Origin of the sequence: Metabacillus rhizosphaerae, assembly GCF_037201795.1 — a bacterium.
In the GTDB taxonomy this organism is placed as follows: domain Bacteria; phylum Bacillota; class Bacilli; order Bacillales; family Bacillaceae; genus Metabacillus; species Metabacillus rhizosphaerae.
Map to the genome: position 1 here is coordinate 4,219,265 of NZ_CP147403.1, position 17,519 is coordinate 4,236,783.

A 17,519-nucleotide genomic window follows, 5' to 3' on the forward strand; every position below is an offset into this window, starting at 1 on the left:
AAAGCTCGTAACTTTCTTAATATCGTATAACTTTGTGAACTTTTTAGTTAATTTATTGTCTTTTTCTTTTACATTGTGTACTATCGATGAGTATTTACCATTACATTTTTATCATTTTAGTATATAAGTAGGTGAACATTTTGCAACGTGCTCTTAAATGGTTTGCTGTTTTAACGACAATAATTATGTTATTTGTCTTAATCGGCGGTGCCCTTGTTACAAAGACTGAGTCAGGTGCAGGATGTGGAAATTCTTGGCCTTTATGTCATGGCGAGTTTGTGCCAAGTGAAATTACATTTGAGCTTGTTATAGAATTAAGCCATCGGTTAGTTAGTGGACTTGCTGGGATTACAGTTTTAATCCTTTCTATTTGGTCATGGAGAAAGATTGGCCATGTTAGAGAGACAAAATTCTTAAGCTTACTCTCGACATTCTTTTTAGTCCTACAAGCATTGATTGGCGCAGCTGCAGTTAAGTGGGGTCAGTCAGATGCTGTACTCGCTCTTCATTTCGGAATATCGCTTATTTCCTTTGCTTCTGTCTTACTTTTAACATTATTGATATTTGAAGTAGACAAAAAGTTTGATGCAAAAACGATAATTATCGATAAACAAATGAAGTTTCACATGATTGGTATTATTCTCTACTCTTATGTAGTTGTTTATACAGGTGCATATGTGAGACATAAAGGAGCTAGTCTTGCTTGTCCTGATTGGCCGCTTTGCAGTAGGCGTGCTGGAGGTATGCCCGTAACCTTGCATGAATGGATTCAAATGGGGCATCGTCTTGCCGCTGGTGTGATCTTCATTTGGATTGCATATGCAACTTGGCGAGCAATAAAACATCATAAGCATCAAAAAGTCATTTATTGGGGATGGATCATTGCGTTTATTCTAGTATGCTTACAAGTGACGACAGGTGCACTTGTTGTTATTACAGGATTGAATCTTTATATTGCTTTGTCCCACGCATTAATTATCTCTTGTTTATTTGGGCTATTAAGCTATTTCATATTGTTAGTAAGTAGAAACAAAATGAATTTAGAAAATCAAGATGTTCTTGATGAGTCTAATGAGAAAACTAATTTTTAATAAATGAAAAGGGACTGACAATTATTTGTCAGTCCCTTTTCATTTAACCTTTCACTACTTCAATCAATAAATCACCGGTTTGAATACCTTCGCCATTTGATACATGAATTCCTTTTACAGTTCCCGCAAAAGGCGCTTGAACAGTTGTTTCCATTTTCATTGCTTCAGTAATAATGAGATGGTCACCTTTATTTACCTTCTCACCCTTTTCAACAAGAACTTTTATTACTGTTCCTGGCATTGTTGCTCCGATGTGTTCATCATTTCCACTATCCGCCTTTATCTTAGTAACTACAGTAGATTTGACGCTTTCATCCTTTATGACAACTTCACGAGGTTGTCCATTTAGTTCAAAGTAAACAATTCTTGTACCATCTGCTTGAGGCTCTCCAACTGAAACAAGTTTCACTATCAGTGTTTTTCCTTGTTCTATTTCAACCTCGATTTCTTCACCCAATCTCATACCATATAAGAAGGTAGGTGTATCCAACACCGAAATATCACCGTATGCATCACAAGTTTTAATATATTCTGTAAATACCTTTGGATAAAGTGCATTTGCTATTGCCTCAAAGCTTGTTACAGGTCTTCCCAAACTATGGAAAAGATCTTCTTTCATTGCCTGGAAATTAACAGGCTCAAGTCGTTCACCTGGTCGTTCAGTTAATGGGGAACGACCTTTTAATATAATCCGTTGCAACTCTTTTGGAAATCCACCATGTGGTTGACCTAAATAGCCTTCAAATAATTCAATGACTGAATCAGGAAAATCTAATGATTCTCCTCTTTCAAAAATATCATCTTCATTCAGTTTGTTTTGCACCATAAATAATGCCATATCTCCTACAACCTTTGAAGATGGTGTAACTTTAACAATATCTCCAAAAAGATCATTAACACGACGATACATTTCTTTAACGTCATTCCATTTGTCACCTAGCCCAACTGCTTTAGCTTGTTGCTGTAGGTTACTATATTGACCACCTGGCATTTCATGCATATATATTTCTGAATGAGGTGCATTCATACCACTCTCAAAATCAGCATAATACTTTCTTACACCTTCCCAGTATTGTGAAAGCTTCTCTAGTGAATTTATATCAACCTTTGGCTGACGTTTGATTCCTTCTAGTGCATGGTATAGAGAATTAGCACTTGGCTGTGATGTTAAACCTGCCATCGAACTTACCGCCACATCAACAATATCTACCCCTGCTTCGATTGCCTTTGCATAGGTAAATATACCATTTCCGCTTGTGTCATGAGTATGAAGATGGATAGGTAAATCAACTGTTTCTTTAAGTGTTGAGATTAAGTTATATGCAGCTTGCGGTTTTAATAGTCCCGCCATATCTTTAATCGCTAAAATGTGGGCACCAGATTGTTCAAGTTCCTTTGCCAAATCCTTATAATAAGTAAGGTCATATTTTTGCCTAGTAGAATCAAGAATATCTCCTGTATAACAAATTGCAGCTTCAGCAATTTTGCCATTATCTCGAACAGCATCAATGGCCAAAGTCATACCTTTTACCCAGTTAAGACTATCAAATATTCTAAAGACATCAATGCCTGCGAAAGCAGACTTTTCTACAAATTCTTTAATTACATTATCAGGATAATTTTTGTATCCTACTGCATTTGATGCACGAAGCAGCATTTGTAACAGCACATTAGGAGCCTTTTCTCTAATAGTTAACAGACGCTCCCATGGATCTTCTTTTAAAAAGCGATAAGCAACATCAAACGTAGCTCCTCCCCACATTTCTAAGGAGAATAAATCAGGAATCAAACGTGCAGTCGGTTCAGCAATATGCTTTAAGTCAGTAGTTCGTACACGTGTAGCAAGTAAGGATTGATGCCCGTCTCGGAAAGTGGTGTCTGTTAATAAAACTTGCGATTGATCCTTAATCCAGTTGACCAGTCCATCAGCACCATGAGTATCTAATATTTGCTTTGTTCCACTAGGAATTTCCTCAGTGTATTTGACCTTTGGAATAACAGGCTTATCAAAAACTGGCTTCTTCTTTTCCCCAATTCCCGGAAATCCATTCACAGTTACATTCCCTATATATGTAAGCATTTTAGTTCCGCGATCCTTACGTTTTGGAAAGACAAATAATTCAGGAGTTGAATCAATAAATGATGTATTATATTTGCCAGATAAAAAGTCTTGATGCTTAACGACATTTTCTAAAAACGGTATATTTGTTTTAATGCCACGAATTCTGAATTCCCTTAAGTTTCTGACCATTTTAGATGCAGCTTGCTCAAATGTTAGTGCCTGAGTTGAAAGTTTAACCAATAATGAATCATAATGTGGTGTAATTACTGCACCTTGAAAGCCATTCCCAGCGTCTAGTCGTACGCCAAAACCACCACCCGAACGATAAGCCATAATCTTACCTGTATCTGGCATAAAATTATTAAGAGGATCTTCAGTTGTTACACGTGATTGAATAGCATAACCATTTATCTTAATTTGTTCTTGAGATGTGATACCGATTTCCTTACCAGTAAGCAAATGACCTTGAGCGACCATAATTTGCGTTTGAACGATATCAATTCCGGTTATCATTTCAGTAATAGTATGCTCAACTTGAACACGTGGGTTTACTTCTATGAAAAAGTATTCCTCACCTGAAACTAAAAATTCAACTGTTCCTGCGTTTAAATATTGAACATTTTTCATTAATTTCACAGCTGCTTCACATATCTCAATTCTCAATTCCTCAGATAGAGAAACACTTGGTGCAACTTCAACAACCTTTTGATGACGTCTTTGAACAGAGCAATCCCTTTCATAAAGGTGTACAATATTTCCCTCATGGTCCCCAAAAATCTGCACTTCAATATGCTTAGGGTTTTCTATGAATTTCTCGACATATACCTCATCATTACCAAAAGCGGCTTTCGCTTCAGATTTAGCCCGTTCATATGATTCTTTTAATCCAGATTCACTACGAACGATGCGCATCCCTCTTCCACCACCACCTAAAGAGGCTTTAATCATGAATGGATAACCGAAATTTTCACCAAATTGGATCGCTTCGTCCAAGTTTGTAACTGGTCCATCACTTCCAGGAATAACTGGAATACTCGCTAACTCAGCTTGTGTACGTGCCTTTACTTTATCACCAAACATGTCTAAGTGTTTTGATTCTGGTCCAACAAAAATAATCCCTTCCTCTTCACAGCGTCTAGCGAAATGAATATTTTCAGATAAAAATCCATAACCCGGATGGATAGCGTCTACTTTATTATTTTTTGCAATTTCGATAATACCTTCAATATCCAAATAAGCATCGATTGGCTTCTTACCCTCGCCTACAAGATATGCTTCATCAGCTTTATACCGATGATACGAACCAGAATCCTCTTTAGAATAAATCGCAACTGTACGAATATGTAATTCTGTACATGCGCGAAATACACGGATCGCAATTTCGCCTCTGTTTGCAACTAATAATTTGCTAATCTTTCTTCTTAACGACATAATAATCCCCCTTTTGACAGTGCAATAAGTTATTCTTTATCGAAAAGTATAACATATTGCACTAATTACGTAACACATTTAATTGTTTCTTTAACGCATTGAAGAGTTGTTTTTTTGTTGTAATGGCTTGATAACTGCAGCAGGCTTGACTTCTTGAGTTGTTGGCTTTTGATACGTTTCTCGATATGTGGTAAACATTGAAACATTAACTAGTAGTCCCATGGAAATGAGTAATAAAAGGATCGAGGAACCTCCATAACTAATAAAGGGAAGCGGAACACCAGTAATAGGTATAAGCCCTGTTAAGCCGCCAAGGTTAATCATTGCTTGAATAGCTATCATACTTGAGATTCCGACCGAAAGTAATGTACCAAAAGGATCCTGACATTTACGAGCAATGGAAAATCCTTTTAAGATAATAAATGAGAGAAGAATTAGAACAAACATGACACCAAAGATTCCTAATTCCTCAGCAATTACTGCCATGATAAAATCTGTGTGCGATTCAGGTAGGTATCCGTACTTTTGTACACTTTGACCGAGTCCTAATCCTGTTAAACCACCAGATCCTATGGCATAAAATGAGTTTACTAGCTGATAACCAGCTCCACCTTCATGAGCAAAAGGATCTGCAAAACCAGTGAAACGACTTAACCGTTCCTCACTAAAAATTTGATCAGCTTTAAACATGATTATAGGTGACATAAGAATACCGAATAATAAAACGAGAGAAATAAGTTTGCCTATACTTTTAATCGCCATTCCAGAGCAAAGGATCATACAAATCGCGATCATTCCTATTATAAAAGCAGTCCCAAAATCTGGTTGAATAATCACAAAAAAACAGATGATCCCAGTAAAAATCAATGGTGGTAAAACCCCTCTACCAAATTCATCTATGTATGATTGTTTCTTATCATAAACTGCTGCTAAATAAATAATCACACTAAGTTTTACAAATTCACCAGGCTGAAGATTCATTCCACCTAGCTTAATCCAACTTTGTGCATTTCCTGCAACGTGACCAATAAAAAATAAAGAGACTAACAAACCAATAGAACCAAACACAATTAACTTCAACATTCCACTTGTTAGAAAAGCTCTATATGGAAAAATCATCATCACGATAAAGGCTAAACCACCAGCAATTAAAGCTAGTTTTTGACGCTGAAAAAAATAATCAGCTTCCACCTCATAGCGAGCAACAGCTGTTATCATACTAGAGCTATAGACCATAACAAGTCCAAATGCGCATAATAAAACCACAGCTAATATTAATGAATAATCATAAGATTTTAGTATTTTCTTAACCATTATTATCTCTTCCTTATCTAATCATGGGGTTATTCTATGTTGCTTTTATTTTACTATATCTTCGACCTAGAAAAATGAAATTCCTTTAAAAACTTGTTAAAAATAAAAAAACTCAAACTTACTTAAAGTTAGTTTGAGTTTTGGTTAATTATTTGGCTGTAAATGCATCATGTAATGCAGACAACTCTCGCTCAAGTGAATCAAGCAGGTCTTTTCCTTCACGTTCCTCAATTAAGCCTAGCCTTACAGCAAAGTCTATTTCTCTAGATAAACCAAACATTTGTGTATCTAAAACCTCTTCATAAAGAGGACATTGAGGCATCGTTAAATTGTCCATTTGGACTTTAATCAATTTCATGATTTTGTCAGCATCTGCCTTTAATATAGCAAGTGCCTTTTCTCGATGATCAACAGCAATCTCAGACGCCAAATTAATCCCTCCGTTTCCGAGCGATTACCCTTTTCTATGTATTAATATTAAATCCAAATCGTTGAAAAAGCAAGGACAAACAGCCTAAACATGAACTTTTACTTTCAATGAATTGTGATTTCTATAAGAAGCAGGTAATTTCAGCTCAAGTAACACAGATAGAATGTGCATTTTTCATATAGTGTGACAAATTTTCTTGAAAAGCTTATACTTGCGATGTAAAGGAGTGTTTATAATGGAAGCAATCGTCATGATAAAAGGCAAGGTGGATTATGAAATAACATTAGATCCTGGTGTGTGGATCTTCGATGATAGAAAAGTTGATTTAACCACTTTTTTTATCACAGAGCAAGAAACAACAGATGAACTCGAAGAATATACGAAGTCAGTATCAAAGCATTGGGAAAGAGAAATTAGAGAAGGAGCAATTTACCCTCCTACACTAAAAACTGAACGTACATACGAAAAACAAAGAGTGTTAAATGGTTCATTTGGAGTTCCATTAAAGCCCTTTCTTCAAAATGCAGGAATTCAAGATGATGCATTAAAAGTTGAATTTGTTACTAGTGAAAAACCTTTCATAATATCGATTGAGGAAGCAAATGAAGTCATATTAGGATTTAGTATGCAAGGCAAGCCATTAAAGGAAGATGGACCAATCTACGTTTATTTAGGAGACGGTTCAAATGCATCTGATCCGGTAAAGCATATAAAACAAATCAATGTTCTTTAATGTTGGTTCATCATCTGTAAAAAGGGGCAGACAGAGCTAAACCTTCTGCCCCTTTTTAAACCTTCACTTAAAGCAAATCTGCTGCAAGCTGTGCCAAACCTGATCGTTCACCTTTTACTAAGCGCACATGTCCGGCGATTGGCTGATCCTTAAATTTTTCAACTACATACGTGAGCCCATTGTTATACTCATCTAAATACGGATGATCAATTTGTTCGGGGTCACCCATTAAGACGATTTTACTTCTCTCACCAACACGGGTCAAAATCGTTTTAACCTCATGCTTTGTTAAGTTTTGCGCTTCATCGATCAGAATAATTTGTTCAGGGATACTTCTTCCTCTAATATACGTTAGTGCCTCAACTTCGATTGAACCCATCCCCGCTAATATAGCATCAAGCTCTCCTGGTTTTTTCGTATTAAATAAATACTCTAAATTATCATAAATTGGTTGCATCCAAGGTCTTAGCTTTTCTTCCTTTTCACCTGGTAAAAATCCTAAATCTTTCCCTACAGGAACGATTGGTCTTGCAACAAGTAACTTTTTATAAGTACCTAAATCCTCTGTTTGCATGAGTCCCGCAGCAAGAGCCAGTAATGTTTTGCCGGTTCCTGCTTTACCAATAAGAGTTACTAATGGTATGTCGGTTCGTAGTAATAGCTCTAATGCCATCGTTTGCTGAACATTTCGAGGTCGAATTCCCCAAATATGATCATGATCAAATACAAGTCGTTGAATCTTCTTCCCAGAATGATCTACCTTGCCTATTGCTGAAGCGGAGCCGCCTAACGCATCCTTCATAACGACAAACTGATTGGGGTAAAATGGATGATTTGTTATCTCAGAAAGAATTAATTCATTTTTTTCATAAAAACGATCTAATTTATCACTACTTATATACAAATCAAGAAATCCTGTGTAAATATGATCAATTTCTACTACACGGTCACTGAGAAAATCCTCTGCAATTAGCCCAATTGCATCTGCTTTAACCCGAACTAAAGTGTCTTTACTGACTAATATTACAGCTCGGCCATTTTCCTTCGTCTGCTCCTCTAATGATAAATTTTTGGCAACTGCTAAAATACGGTTATCATTTGTTTTTTCTACAAAAATTTCTTGAAGCTGATGAAATGAACGATGATTTAATTCAATCCTTAATGATCCACCGTTTGGCAAAGGAATTTTCTCATGTAATTTTCCTGATTCCCTTAGTTGATCAATCAGTTTTGATACTTGTCTAGCATTACGGCCTATTTCGTCCATGTAGCGCTTTTTTGAATCCACCTCTTCTAATACTACTGCGGGAATAATTACCTCATTTTCTTCAAAAGAAAAAATTGAATTCGGATCTTGCAACAATACATTTGTGTCTAGAACATAAATCTTCCTCAAACCTCCGCCTCCTACTCCGTTGCTATTTTTTTATGGAGTGAAACAATTAGGTAGTGAAAAAAAGTCAAGCTGTGAATGAAGCGTTGCTAAAATATATGAAAGGATGAATAAAGATAGAAGGTTTATTAGACAATAAAGTTAAAAAGCAAGGAAAAAACCTTCATTCAGGACCTTCATATATGTGATCCTAACTTTTAAGGAGTGATTTCATGAGATATTTATTTACTGTTTTACTACTAACAGCCATTGCTCTTACCGGTTGTACTGTAAATCAAGGTGCACCGAAAACAGATCAAGAAAATGATGATGGTACACCAATTAATGTTAAAAATAGTGTTGATGAAAATATTGATCGTAAAACTGGTCAACAAATTTCAAAGCATTTAGTTGAACTTGCCAATGAAATTCCACAAGTGAATGATGCAACAGCAGTAGTTATAGGCAAATTTGCTGTTATAGGTATTGATGTAAATTCAGAATTAGATCGAAATAAAGTTGAATCGATAAAATATACTGTTGCTGAAAGCTTGATGCATGATCCATATGGTGCAAGTGCTGTTGTTATTGCTGACGCTGATACAAATGTCAGACTCCGTGAGATGGGCCGTGAAATCAGCGAAGGTCGCCCTATTGTCGGTATACTTGATGAGCTAGCAGCTATTGTAGGACGCGTTGTTCCTGAGATACCAAATGAAATCCTTGACAACCAACAAAAACAGCCTACTAATCAAAATAATGATCAATTATCGAATGATGAAGAAAAATTGTTAGAAAAAGAACAACAAGATCAATCTAACAACCATATGAAGAAATAGGTTAAAAAAGTCTTACAAACAAAAGGACTGCCCCCTAATTGATGAATAAATAAGAATTAAAGTATGACCATGTATTTGAATACATGTAGTACTGTTCTTTAGAATTCATCAGCTTAGTAGCAGTCCTTTTCTATGCATTATTCTTCATAGCAATTAATACTTGCTTATCTAGCTTAGCAGCAGCTTTCTCATCATATGTTTTTTCATAAAGTGGTTCTGAAGATATTTTAGAACCGTAAAACATAACATCGCGAACTTCTGAAATTGTTAATTCAATTAATGCTAGTTTAAGCGGAACACCTTCAAGCCTTTCCTCTTTTATATGCGCATTTCCATTTATCGAATATGTAGATTCGTTTGCAATCATATTCAAAACAATTGCAGGATGTTGTTTGATATTTTCAACAATTCTTGAGCGTTGATCAATTGCGAAGAAAATTCGATCTCTATCGGGTGCATATACCCAAGAAATCGCACTTACATTTGGAGAATTTGTTTCATGGTCTATTGTTGCAATTGTCACGAAACGTTCTTTCTGTAGACCATTAAATAATGGTTCAATCAATTCTGTTTCAACCTTATTTGCCATTGGAATCCCTCCCTTTCCGCTTTATACTAATATCATACCCTTTTTTCTAAATTGTTCCAACTATAAGTCATTCTTGATGTGTGTTTTTCATGGAAATATGAAAGGATACCAACTAACTTATTATTTTTATCCACTTTTGTCTTCTTAACGTATAATGTCCAAATAGGAGAAAACGCTTATATGTTCTACAAATTAGTCGGCGATTGAAAACGTCATATTTGTTTTTGTATAATACGTGATATACTAGTAAGAAAGAGCGCTATTATTAAGCTGCTACAATAATTGTTTGAGGTGAATAATGAGAGTAAAATGTGTTATTTGTGATAAGGTTGAGACGATTGAAGATGAAACGTTAATTGCGAAACGTCTAAGGAACCGTCCGATTCATACATATATGTGTAAACCATGTAATGAGAGAATTGAAGAAAAAACAAATGCTCGAATTGCTACAGGAAAATTCAGATTATATCAGGACAAAAAGTCTGAAGACTCTTGGTGAGCAAATCCATATGGAGAGGATTCTTAACTGGGGTGATTAGCGGAACTGTTTTAGGTTTGTTCTTAAAATTTATTCAATTTATTACAGAATTAAAAGTCTATACACTTTTGTTAAACATAGATTTTTTGTATAACAAACACTTACCAGAAACGCTAGAGTTCTCACTCCATTTAATTGTTTCCATTTTTATAAGCGTAGTATATTTTTACTTTTGCGAAAAGTTGAACCTTCATCTCAGGCAACAATTCGTTCTATCGTTTGTTTTTACAACCCCAACAGTTCTATTATATTTTCCACTTACGATTTTTTCCATAAAAGAAACTCCAGCCTTAAGTAATGGACTAGCCATTTTATGGTGGATAATAGGTCATTTTCTATATGCACTACTTCTCCCACTAATGTTTAATCAAATAAAACAAAGGTTCTGACATTTGAATCAGAACCTTTGTTTTATTTAACCTCTTCTGCTTCTTGTTTCTTTGATTGATAGAGTCTTATCTTATAAATGATTAATATAAGCGAAGCAACAACCAATCCTTCTGCCACCGGTAAAAATATCCCTAAAAAGGTTAGAACTGTACAACCCAAAGCTAAAAACAAATAAATAACAGCTGATTTTAAAATAGGTAGTTTTTTCGCAAATCCCAGCTTAAAAACAAGGATGGATAAAAGGAGAATGGTTATATAAAGCATCCACATTCCTACCTTTGGGTATTCGACAACACGGTATAAGCTTGGAAAAAACGAAAGCCTTTCTGTTACATCCAATTTTTCTCCTCCTAGCACAGTACCTTTCCTCAATACATGATTTTAGAATGTATAGAAAGAGGCTGAATCAAAGTGAATCAGCCCTCTTTTTTATTTTATAAAAATAATTTCTTAAGCTTAAATCCCTGCTAATTTTTTCTTTTTCGCTGATTTTTCACGCTCGTTTTTGTCAAGAATTTTCTTTCTAAGTCTGATTGATTCTGGTGTTAATTCACAATACTCATCTTCATTCAAGTATTCAAGCGCTTCTTCTAAAGACATGATACGTGGTTTTTTCATCGTGTTCGTTTGATCTTTGTTAGCTGAACGAATATTTGTTTGTTGTTTCATTTTGCAAATATTTACAACTAGATCATTTTCACGAGTATGTTCTCCAACAATCATACCTTCATAAACATCCACACCAGCTTCAATGAAGATAATACCGCGATCTTCGACTCCTTGAATACCATAAGTTGTGGATTTACCATTTTCCATGGAAACAAGTACACCTTGACGACGTCCTCCAACCTGACCCTTCTGCATTGGTTGGTAGCTATCAAAAGTATGATTAATAATACCAAAACCACGAGTTAAAGACATAAATTCTGTTGAATAACCTATTAATCCACGAGCAGGTACATTAAAGATTAATCTTACTTGACCGTTACCATTGTTGATCATATCGATCATTTCACCTTTACGGGCACCGATTGATTCCATTACTCCGCCAGTATGTTCTTCAGGTACATCGATTTGTACACGTTCAACCGGCTCACATTTTACACCATCAATTTCTTTTACGATAACCTCTGGTTTAGAAACTTGAAGTTCAAAACCTTCACGGCGCATATTTTCAATTAAGATTGAAAGATGAAGCTCTCCACGTCCAGAAACGATCCAAGCATCTGGAGAAGCAGTTGGGTCAACACGTAAGCTTACATCTGTTTGTAATTGAGACAATAAGCGTTCTTCTATTTTACGAGAAGTAACAAATTTACCTTCACGTCCTGCGAATGGACTGTTATTTACAGCAAAAGTCATTTGTAATGTTGGTTCATCAATACGAAGAATTGGTAAAGCTTCTTGATGTTCCACAGGACAAACCGTTTCACCAACGTTAATATCTTCCATTCCAGATACAGCGACTAGGTCCCCAGCTTCTGCTTGTTCAATTTCAACACGTCTTAAGCCTTGGAAGCCAAATAGTTTTGTTACACGGAAGTTCTTAATAGAACCATCGATTTTCATTAAGGATACTTGCTGGCCAACTTGCATTGTTCCACGGAATACACGTCCGATACCAATTCGTCCAACATAATCATTATAATCAAGTAACGCTACTTGGAATTGTAGTGGTTCCTCTCTATTATCGACTGGTGCTGGAATATGTTCAACAATCGAATCAAATATAGCGACCATGTTTTCCTCTTGATCTGCTGGATCTGGGCTTGTACTTGCAGTTCCATTTATTGCAGAAGCAAATACAACTGGGAAATCCAACTGATCTTCATTTGCATCAAGCTCAATAAATAAATCTAACACTTCATCAACTACTTCTGATGGACGTGCAAAATCACGGTCGATTTTATTTACCACTACAATTGGAGTTAAATTTTGCTCTAACGCTTTCTTTAAAACAAAACGCGTTTGTGGCATACAGCCTTCATAAGCATCTACAACAAGTAGAACTCCATCTACCATTTTCATGATACGCTCTACCTCTCCACCAAAGTCAGCATGGCCTGGTGTATCCATGATGTTAATACGAGTGTCTTTATAATTAATTGCTGTGTTTTTAGCTAAAATAGTAATCCCGCGTTCGCGCTCTAAATCATTTGAGTCCATTGCACGTTCTGCGACATTTTCGTTTGTACGGAATGTTCCTGATTGGTGCAAAAGTTGATCAACCAATGTTGTTTTACCATGGTCTACGTGGGCAATAATAGCTATGTTGCGAATATCGTTTCGTAATTTCACTCTTTCATCTCCTAAAAATGTATATTCAAATAGGCTCTACTAAAAGGTTTTCCATACTTTAAATAAGTAATACAGTATGACTTTTCGCAGTATTCTAATTGTTATCATTATAATTTCAAAATTACCTTCGATATTATACCATAAACAATGTAGAAAAGTGTTAAGATTTTAGTTAAACTAAAGGAAGTATAATAAAATATTTTTCTTTTCGGTTGGGAGAGGTCGGTTTTATGAGACTTGGTAAGTGGATTTTTGTCGTATTAGCTTTCTTAGCTGCAGCTTGTATGATAGGAATAGGAATTGCTGTAGGAGAGCGGAGTATACCTGGAATTCTACTAGCGATCATTGGATTAAATGCCGTTATGGCATCAGGCTTTATCATGAAAAAAAGAATGCGCGAAAAAGGACTTTTATAAGACATCAACCATTAATAATATAGAAAGCGAAGGCTTATGCTTGGTATTAATAGCTAAAGCCTTCGTTTTTCTTATATTAAAATTCCTTTTGAAAAAGAAAAGCAAAAATTATAAAGGCTTAACTGCTATCATAAACTCTTTTGATGAGTATTCATCGAACTCGACCTTAAATTGTTCAAATCCACACTTCCCCAAAAATTGAATCCATGTACCCTGTTGAATTGGACAACCAACGAATAACGCTTTATGTCCTTTTCGACTTAGTTCACTTCCAATTTCAGTTACGATACTTTTCCCAAAGCCTTTCATCCGTAATTGTGGATGAACAAGAATGGTTCCAATCCAAGGTTTCTCATTTGCTGGAGACCATTCCATTAAATAGGTCACGCCTACCTGTTTGTCACCTGATTTCCAAATTCTCCATTCACCATTGAACATTTTGTACGACAATAAATATGATTGCAAATCTTCTACTTTACATTCCTCACTTTGCCATTCGTTGCTTTCAAAAATGATTTCTTTAAAAAACTCATAATCATCTTTTTCTAAAGCCCTTGAAGAGAGTAAAATCACTAGATTAAGTATTCCGTTAATATTAAGTTGTGAAGACTTTTTTCACCGACGAAGAAAGAATTCTTTGTAAGTAAATCAAGCTTCTCACCCGTAATCGTTGACATACTCCCTCCTACCTCTTCAATTAATACCAAGCCAGCTGCAAAGTCCCATGGAGCGAGTCTCATTGTCATATATGCGTCAAGACGACCTGAGGCAACATAGGCACACTCTAAGGCTGCAGAACCATATGAACGTGTCCCACGTACCTTTTTTACAATTTTAGTCATTAGATTATGATCAATCCTTGGATTTTCTAATAACCATGTAGCATTAACACTTACGATCGCTTCTTCTATCTTTACTTTGTCAAGCATCGGTAACGGGAGGTCATTCATAAATGCTCCTTCCCCTTTAAACGCATGATATAATTCATTATGTACAACATCATAAATCAACCCTATATATCCTATACCATCCCCGTATATACCTACTGAAATGGCAAAATTTCTTTGCTGGTGAACAAAGTTCATTGTTCCATCAATTGGATCAATAATCCACAATACTCCATCTAATGATGTTACTTCATCACCATAGCCTTCTTCCCCTAATATTCGATGTTCTGGGTAGGTTTCTTGAATTTTACCAATTAAAAATTGTTCAATTTCCTTATCCATATTCGTCACTAAATCGTTAGGATTAGACTTATATTGAATAGAAAGTGTGGAATCAAAGGAATTACGAATTTTTTCCCCTGCTTCTTTTACCCACTGTTTTGCCTTTTGATCAATGTCCTTCCAATTCGTCATAAAGTAACCTCATTTCTATGTAAAAAATTCACTCGTGCTATGTTAAGGATACTGTATTGAATTAAAGGAAAGCAAGTAAGATCAATCAATTATTGTTGCGCAGATAAAAACGAACCCAACGAGGTTCGTTTGTAGATTTCCTCATCTCCCGCTATGCTTGGAGCTTCATCCACTCTTTTCGTAATTTTTCTAGCTTTAGCTTACATTCTGTTTTTTTCTTTGAATCTTTATTTTGCATAGCTTCATAAAGGGTGGCTAATTCGTAATCCAATTCAAGCCTTAACACCCCAATACGATTGTTAATGATTTTTTGTCCACTCGTTTTCACAATTTGTTTCATCTTTCTACCGCCCCTTTCTTCTCTTTTTTCATTAAACAAGGTAACCATGAAACGATTTCAAAGATTCATTTAAGGTATTTAATAGTTTTTTTATATAATATGTGAGTCTAAAAAAAGTTGGAACTATCCGAATGAAATTGTGTATTTACCTAGTTTCTTGGCCAACTACAGCGATATACTTGCCAGAGTTTTGTTAAAGGCTTACCTTATTCTAATACCACCTACACTTTATACCGAAACGTGTTATTCGTATTTCGAAAGCATATCATTGTGCTAACATGTGCTTATCCGTATATAATATAAGCTCAACATTTGAAATAGGAAATGTAGGAATAATAGGAGGATTTAGATCAATGAATTTTGATGGGTTTACTAGTAAAGATTTTGAAACATTTACGATAGATGGTTTAGAGGACCGAATGGACGCAATTCGGGAGCGTATACAGCCTAAATTTCAAATAATTGGCCAAACATTAACTGATGATTTATCATCTATCTTACAAAATGAAATGTTTTTACATATTGCTAAGCATGCAAGAAGAACGATAAATCCACCAAAAGATACATGGTTAGCGATCGCTGCAAATAAACGTGGCTACAAACAACACCCCCATTTTCAAGTTGGTTTATTTGATGACCATCTCTTTATCTGGCTTGCCTTTATTTACGAATTACCTAATAAAGAAAACATAGCGTTAAATTTCTTAAACAATATGGATATTATTAAAAATTCAGTTCCAGATGATTTCTGTGTGTCATTAGATCATACAAAAAAAGATTCTATCCCATTCAATGTTATTGACTTAAAAAGTTCTCTAGAGCGGTTCAGAGACGTTAAGAAAGCTGAGTTTCTTATCGGTCGTCACATAAATGTGGAAAACCCAATATTGAATGACGGTGATAAGTTACTTAAAGTTATTCTCGAAACCTTTCAAACACTAATCCCTTTGTATAAACTGTCATTAGAATTAAAAAATGTCCAGGCTCTATGAGCCTGGACATTTTTTATTGATAACATTAGCTACATCCTTACAATATGTAGTTCTTCAGATGTCTTTGCTTTTTTTATAACTCGATAGGTTGAATATCCACTTACCTCTTCAAATTCATTACCAATCGTTTTTTCTTCAGCTTTACTCGGAACAATCTCTTTAAACCTACGATATGCATTCATTAATTGTATACGATCAATCCCTTTTTCATATGCTTTCTCTATACACTCAAAAAAATTAATCACGTCAACAGTTTCTTCTGTACTCCAGTCCAAGGAGATCGGATATTGATAATCCATGATGTTACATTCCTCACTCTCTTTTTTAGAAGCAGCAGTCTACATAGTGACTACTTATTTCCATTCTCTACGAATAGCCTCAGCTTCTATGATCATTTTTGCTATTAGGTCATTTACAGATGGTACGTCTGAGATAAGTCCTATTACTTGACCAGCCCATGCAAAACCTTCATCTATTTTACCATCATAAATATATCTTTTGTTAGCAACACCACTAATATAATTCTTAAGATCCTCATATCCACCTGAATCTTTTTCTATTTCAAGAATTTGATCTGTCCATTTATTCGCAATCGCCCTTGCTGGAGCACCTATTGATTTTTTGATGACGACCGTATCATTTTCATCACATTCTACTAGTGCTTGCTTATAGACTTGGTGTGCATGTACACATTCCTTGGTTGCGATAAATCGTGTACCCATTTCGATTCCTTCAGCACCAAGACTAAGTGCTGCCATTAAACCTCGTCCATCACCAATACCACCAGATGCTATGACAGGTATAGATACAGCATCTACAACTTGAGGAATTAACACCATCGTCCCGACATCGCTTCTTCCTAAGTGACCCCCACCTTCCTGACCGACAACCATTACAGCATCTGCACCTAGCTCTTCAGCCTTTACAGCTTGCCGCTTTGCAGCAACTAAGACAAGTTTCATTACATCCACACCTTTTAACATATCAAAAATTGGTGCAGGATTGCCACCCGTCATTGAGATGACCGGAACCTTTTCTTCAATGGCCACCTCAACAAGCTCTTCATACCCCCGTCCATGTTGACCTATTGCAAAGTTTACACCGAATGGCTTAGAGGTTTTTTCTCGGAGTTTTTTTATTTCTGCTCTTAATGCATCTGGCGCTCCTAATGACATTGCGGTAATTTGACCTAAACCTCCTGCATTTGAGACAGCAGCTGCTAATTCAGAATATGCTAAATAAGCCAGACCTCCTTGTACAATTGGATATTGGATATTTAAAATATCAGTTACTCTTGATTTCCAATCCATCTCATAAGCCCCC

General features: G+C 35.6%; 18 protein-coding genes. 6 read left to right on the plus strand and 12 right to left on the minus strand.

Annotated features, from left to right (window positions below):
• Positions 1-140: 140 nt before the first annotated feature.
• Positions 141-1,091 (plus strand): heme A synthase, encoded by a 951-nt coding sequence (locus tag WCV66_RS20525; RefSeq protein WP_338786683.1) that lies wholly within the window; start codon positions 141-143, stop codon positions 1,089-1,091.
• 43 nt (positions 1,092-1,134) lie between these two features.
• Here WCV66_RS20525 and pyc read toward each other — a convergent pair whose 3' ends face one another.
• The 3 genes from pyc to WCV66_RS20540 all read right to left on the minus strand — a co-directional run bounded on the left by pyc (position 1,135) and on the right by WCV66_RS20540 (position 6,328).
• On the minus strand, positions 1,135-4,584 hold the full coding sequence (pyc, locus tag WCV66_RS20530) for a pyruvate carboxylase (protein WP_338786684.1): 3,450 nt from the start codon (positions 4,582-4,584) through the stop codon (positions 1,135-1,137).
• Positions 4,585-4,674: 90 nt separating this feature from the next.
• The gene (locus tag WCV66_RS20535) at positions 4,675-5,898 is read right to left on the minus strand and encodes an FtsW/RodA/SpoVE family cell cycle protein (RefSeq protein WP_066330515.1); all 1,224 of its coding nucleotides are present in this window, start codon (positions 5,896-5,898) and stop codon (positions 4,675-4,677) included.
• A gap of 148 nt (positions 5,899-6,046) precedes the next feature.
• A complete protein-coding gene (locus WCV66_RS20540; protein ID WP_066330517.1) occupies positions 6,047-6,328 on the minus strand; it encodes a YlaN family protein in 282 nt (93 codons plus the stop codon).
• Between the two features lie 235 nt (positions 6,329-6,563).
• Between WCV66_RS20540 and WCV66_RS20545 the strand changes: the two genes are divergently transcribed.
• Positions 6,564-7,061 carry a peptidyl-prolyl cis-trans isomerase gene (locus WCV66_RS20545; RefSeq protein ID WP_338786685.1) on the plus strand — a complete coding sequence of 166 codons (498 nt, stop codon included), beginning with the start codon at positions 6,564-6,566 and terminating at the stop codon, positions 7,059-7,061.
• A gap of 67 nt (positions 7,062-7,128) precedes the next feature.
• Here WCV66_RS20545 and WCV66_RS20550 read toward each other — a convergent pair whose 3' ends face one another.
• On the minus strand, positions 7,129-8,457 hold the full coding sequence (locus WCV66_RS20550; RefSeq protein WP_066330522.1) for a PhoH family protein: 1,329 nt from the start codon (positions 8,455-8,457) through the stop codon (positions 7,129-7,131).
• A gap of 209 nt (positions 8,458-8,666) precedes the next feature.
• On the opposite strand from WCV66_RS20550, the gene WCV66_RS20555 reads away from it, so the two are divergent.
• The gene (locus WCV66_RS20555) at positions 8,667-9,272 is read left to right on the plus strand and encodes a YhcN/YlaJ family sporulation lipoprotein (protein WP_066330524.1); all 606 of its coding nucleotides are present in this window, start codon (positions 8,667-8,669) and stop codon (positions 9,270-9,272) included.
• A 130-nt stretch (positions 9,273-9,402) separates the two neighbouring features.
• Here the strand turns inward: WCV66_RS20555 and WCV66_RS20560 are convergent, their stop codons facing one another.
• On the minus strand, positions 9,403-9,861 hold the full coding sequence (locus WCV66_RS20560) for a pyridoxamine 5'-phosphate oxidase family protein (RefSeq protein ID WP_066330528.1): 459 nt from the start codon (positions 9,859-9,861) through the stop codon (positions 9,403-9,405).
• Positions 9,862-10,159: 298 nt separating this feature from the next.
• Here WCV66_RS20560 and WCV66_RS20565 point away from each other — a divergent pair, with 298 nt between their 5' ends.
• Positions 10,160-10,360 (plus strand): YlaI family protein, encoded by a 201-nt coding sequence (locus WCV66_RS20565; RefSeq protein WP_066330531.1) that lies wholly within the window; start codon positions 10,160-10,162, stop codon positions 10,358-10,360.
• A 450-nt stretch (positions 10,361-10,810) separates the two neighbouring features.
• On the opposite strand, the gene WCV66_RS20570 is transcribed toward WCV66_RS20565, so the two are convergent.
• Positions 10,811-11,128: a YlaH-like family protein gene (locus WCV66_RS20570; protein WP_066330534.1), complete on the minus strand. Its 318-nt coding sequence runs from the start codon at positions 11,126-11,128 to the stop codon at positions 10,811-10,813.
• Between the two features lie 117 nt (positions 11,129-11,245).
• Positions 11,246-13,087 carry a translational GTPase TypA gene (gene typA / locus WCV66_RS20575; RefSeq protein ID WP_066330540.1) on the minus strand — a complete coding sequence of 614 codons (1,842 nt, stop codon included), beginning with the start codon at positions 13,085-13,087 and terminating at the stop codon, positions 11,246-11,248.
• Between the two features lie 230 nt (positions 13,088-13,317).
• On the opposite strand from typA, the gene WCV66_RS20580 reads away from it, so the two are divergent.
• A complete protein-coding gene (locus WCV66_RS20580) occupies positions 13,318-13,503 on the plus strand; it encodes a YlaF family protein (protein WP_066330545.1) in 186 nt (61 codons plus the stop codon).
• A gap of 108 nt (positions 13,504-13,611) precedes the next feature.
• On the opposite strand, the gene WCV66_RS20585 is transcribed toward WCV66_RS20580, so the two are convergent.
• From WCV66_RS20585 to WCV66_RS20595, 3 genes are all read right to left on the minus strand, one after another.
• A complete protein-coding gene (locus WCV66_RS20585) occupies positions 13,612-14,076 on the minus strand; it encodes a GNAT family N-acetyltransferase (protein ID WP_338786686.1) in 465 nt (154 codons plus the stop codon).
• Positions 14,076-14,864: an inositol monophosphatase family protein gene (locus tag WCV66_RS20590; protein WP_066330551.1), complete on the minus strand. Its 789-nt coding sequence runs from the start codon at positions 14,862-14,864 to the stop codon at positions 14,076-14,078. Before WCV66_RS20590 ends, WCV66_RS20585 begins: the two co-directional genes overlap by 1 nt.
• A 151-nt stretch (positions 14,865-15,015) precedes the next feature.
• The gene (locus tag WCV66_RS20595) at positions 15,016-15,204 is read right to left on the minus strand and encodes a hypothetical protein (protein WP_066330558.1); all 189 of its coding nucleotides are present in this window, start codon (positions 15,202-15,204) and stop codon (positions 15,016-15,018) included.
• A 353-nt stretch (positions 15,205-15,557) separates the two neighbouring features.
• Here WCV66_RS20595 and WCV66_RS20600 point away from each other — a divergent pair, with 353 nt between their 5' ends.
• The gene (locus tag WCV66_RS20600; RefSeq protein ID WP_338786687.1) at positions 15,558-16,196 is read left to right on the plus strand and encodes a DUF1054 domain-containing protein; all 639 of its coding nucleotides are present in this window, start codon (positions 15,558-15,560) and stop codon (positions 16,194-16,196) included.
• A gap of 29 nt (positions 16,197-16,225) precedes the next feature.
• Here WCV66_RS20600 and WCV66_RS20605 read toward each other — a convergent pair whose 3' ends face one another.
• A complete protein-coding gene (locus tag WCV66_RS20605) occupies positions 16,226-16,495 on the minus strand; it encodes a UPF0223 family protein (RefSeq protein ID WP_338786688.1) in 270 nt (89 codons plus the stop codon).
• 54 nt (positions 16,496-16,549) lie between these two features.
• Positions 16,550-17,506: a nitronate monooxygenase family protein gene (locus WCV66_RS20610; protein ID WP_338786689.1), complete on the minus strand. Its 957-nt coding sequence runs from the start codon at positions 17,504-17,506 to the stop codon at positions 16,550-16,552.
• Positions 17,507-17,519 lie beyond the last annotated feature (13 nt).

What these genes read in the sequence shown, in the direction of transcription:
- pyc (WP_338786684.1), bottom strand. Translation starts at nt 4,584, where the DNA reads ATGTCGTTAAGAAGAAAGATTAGCAAATTATTAGTTGCAAACAGAGGC.
- WCV66_RS20535 (WP_066330515.1), bottom strand. Translation starts at nt 5,898, where the DNA reads ATGGTTAAGAAAATACTAAAATCTTATGATTATTCATTAATATTAGCT.
- WCV66_RS20545 (WP_338786685.1), top strand. Translation starts at nt 6,564, where the DNA reads ATGGAAGCAATCGTCATGATAAAAGGCAAGGTGGATTATGAAATAACA.
- WCV66_RS20555 (WP_066330524.1), top strand. Translation starts at nt 8,667, where the DNA reads ATGAGATATTTATTTACTGTTTTACTACTAACAGCCATTGCTCTTACC.
- WCV66_RS20560 (WP_066330528.1), bottom strand. Translation starts at nt 9,861, where the DNA reads ATGGCAAATAAGGTTGAAACAGAATTGATTGAACCATTATTTAATGGT.
- WCV66_RS20565 (WP_066330531.1), top strand. Translation starts at nt 10,160, where the DNA reads ATGAGAGTAAAATGTGTTATTTGTGATAAGGTTGAGACGATTGAAGAT.
- WCV66_RS20580 (WP_066330545.1), top strand. Translation starts at nt 13,318, where the DNA reads ATGAGACTTGGTAAGTGGATTTTTGTCGTATTAGCTTTCTTAGCTGCA.
- WCV66_RS20590 (WP_066330551.1), bottom strand. Translation starts at nt 14,864, where the DNA reads ATGACGAATTGGAAGGACATTGATCAAAAGGCAAAACAGTGGGTAAAA.
- WCV66_RS20595 (WP_066330558.1), bottom strand. Translation starts at nt 15,204, where the DNA reads ATGAAACAAATTGTGAAAACGAGTGGACAAAAAATCATTAACAATCGT.
- WCV66_RS20600 (WP_338786687.1), top strand. Translation starts at nt 15,558, where the DNA reads ATGAATTTTGATGGGTTTACTAGTAAAGATTTTGAAACATTTACGATA.
- WCV66_RS20605 (WP_338786688.1), bottom strand. Translation starts at nt 16,495, where the DNA reads ATGGATTATCAATATCCGATCTCCTTGGACTGGAGTACAGAAGAAACT.
- WCV66_RS20610 (WP_338786689.1), bottom strand. Translation starts at nt 17,506, where the DNA reads ATGGATTGGAAATCAAGAGTAACTGATATTTTAAATATCCAATATCCA.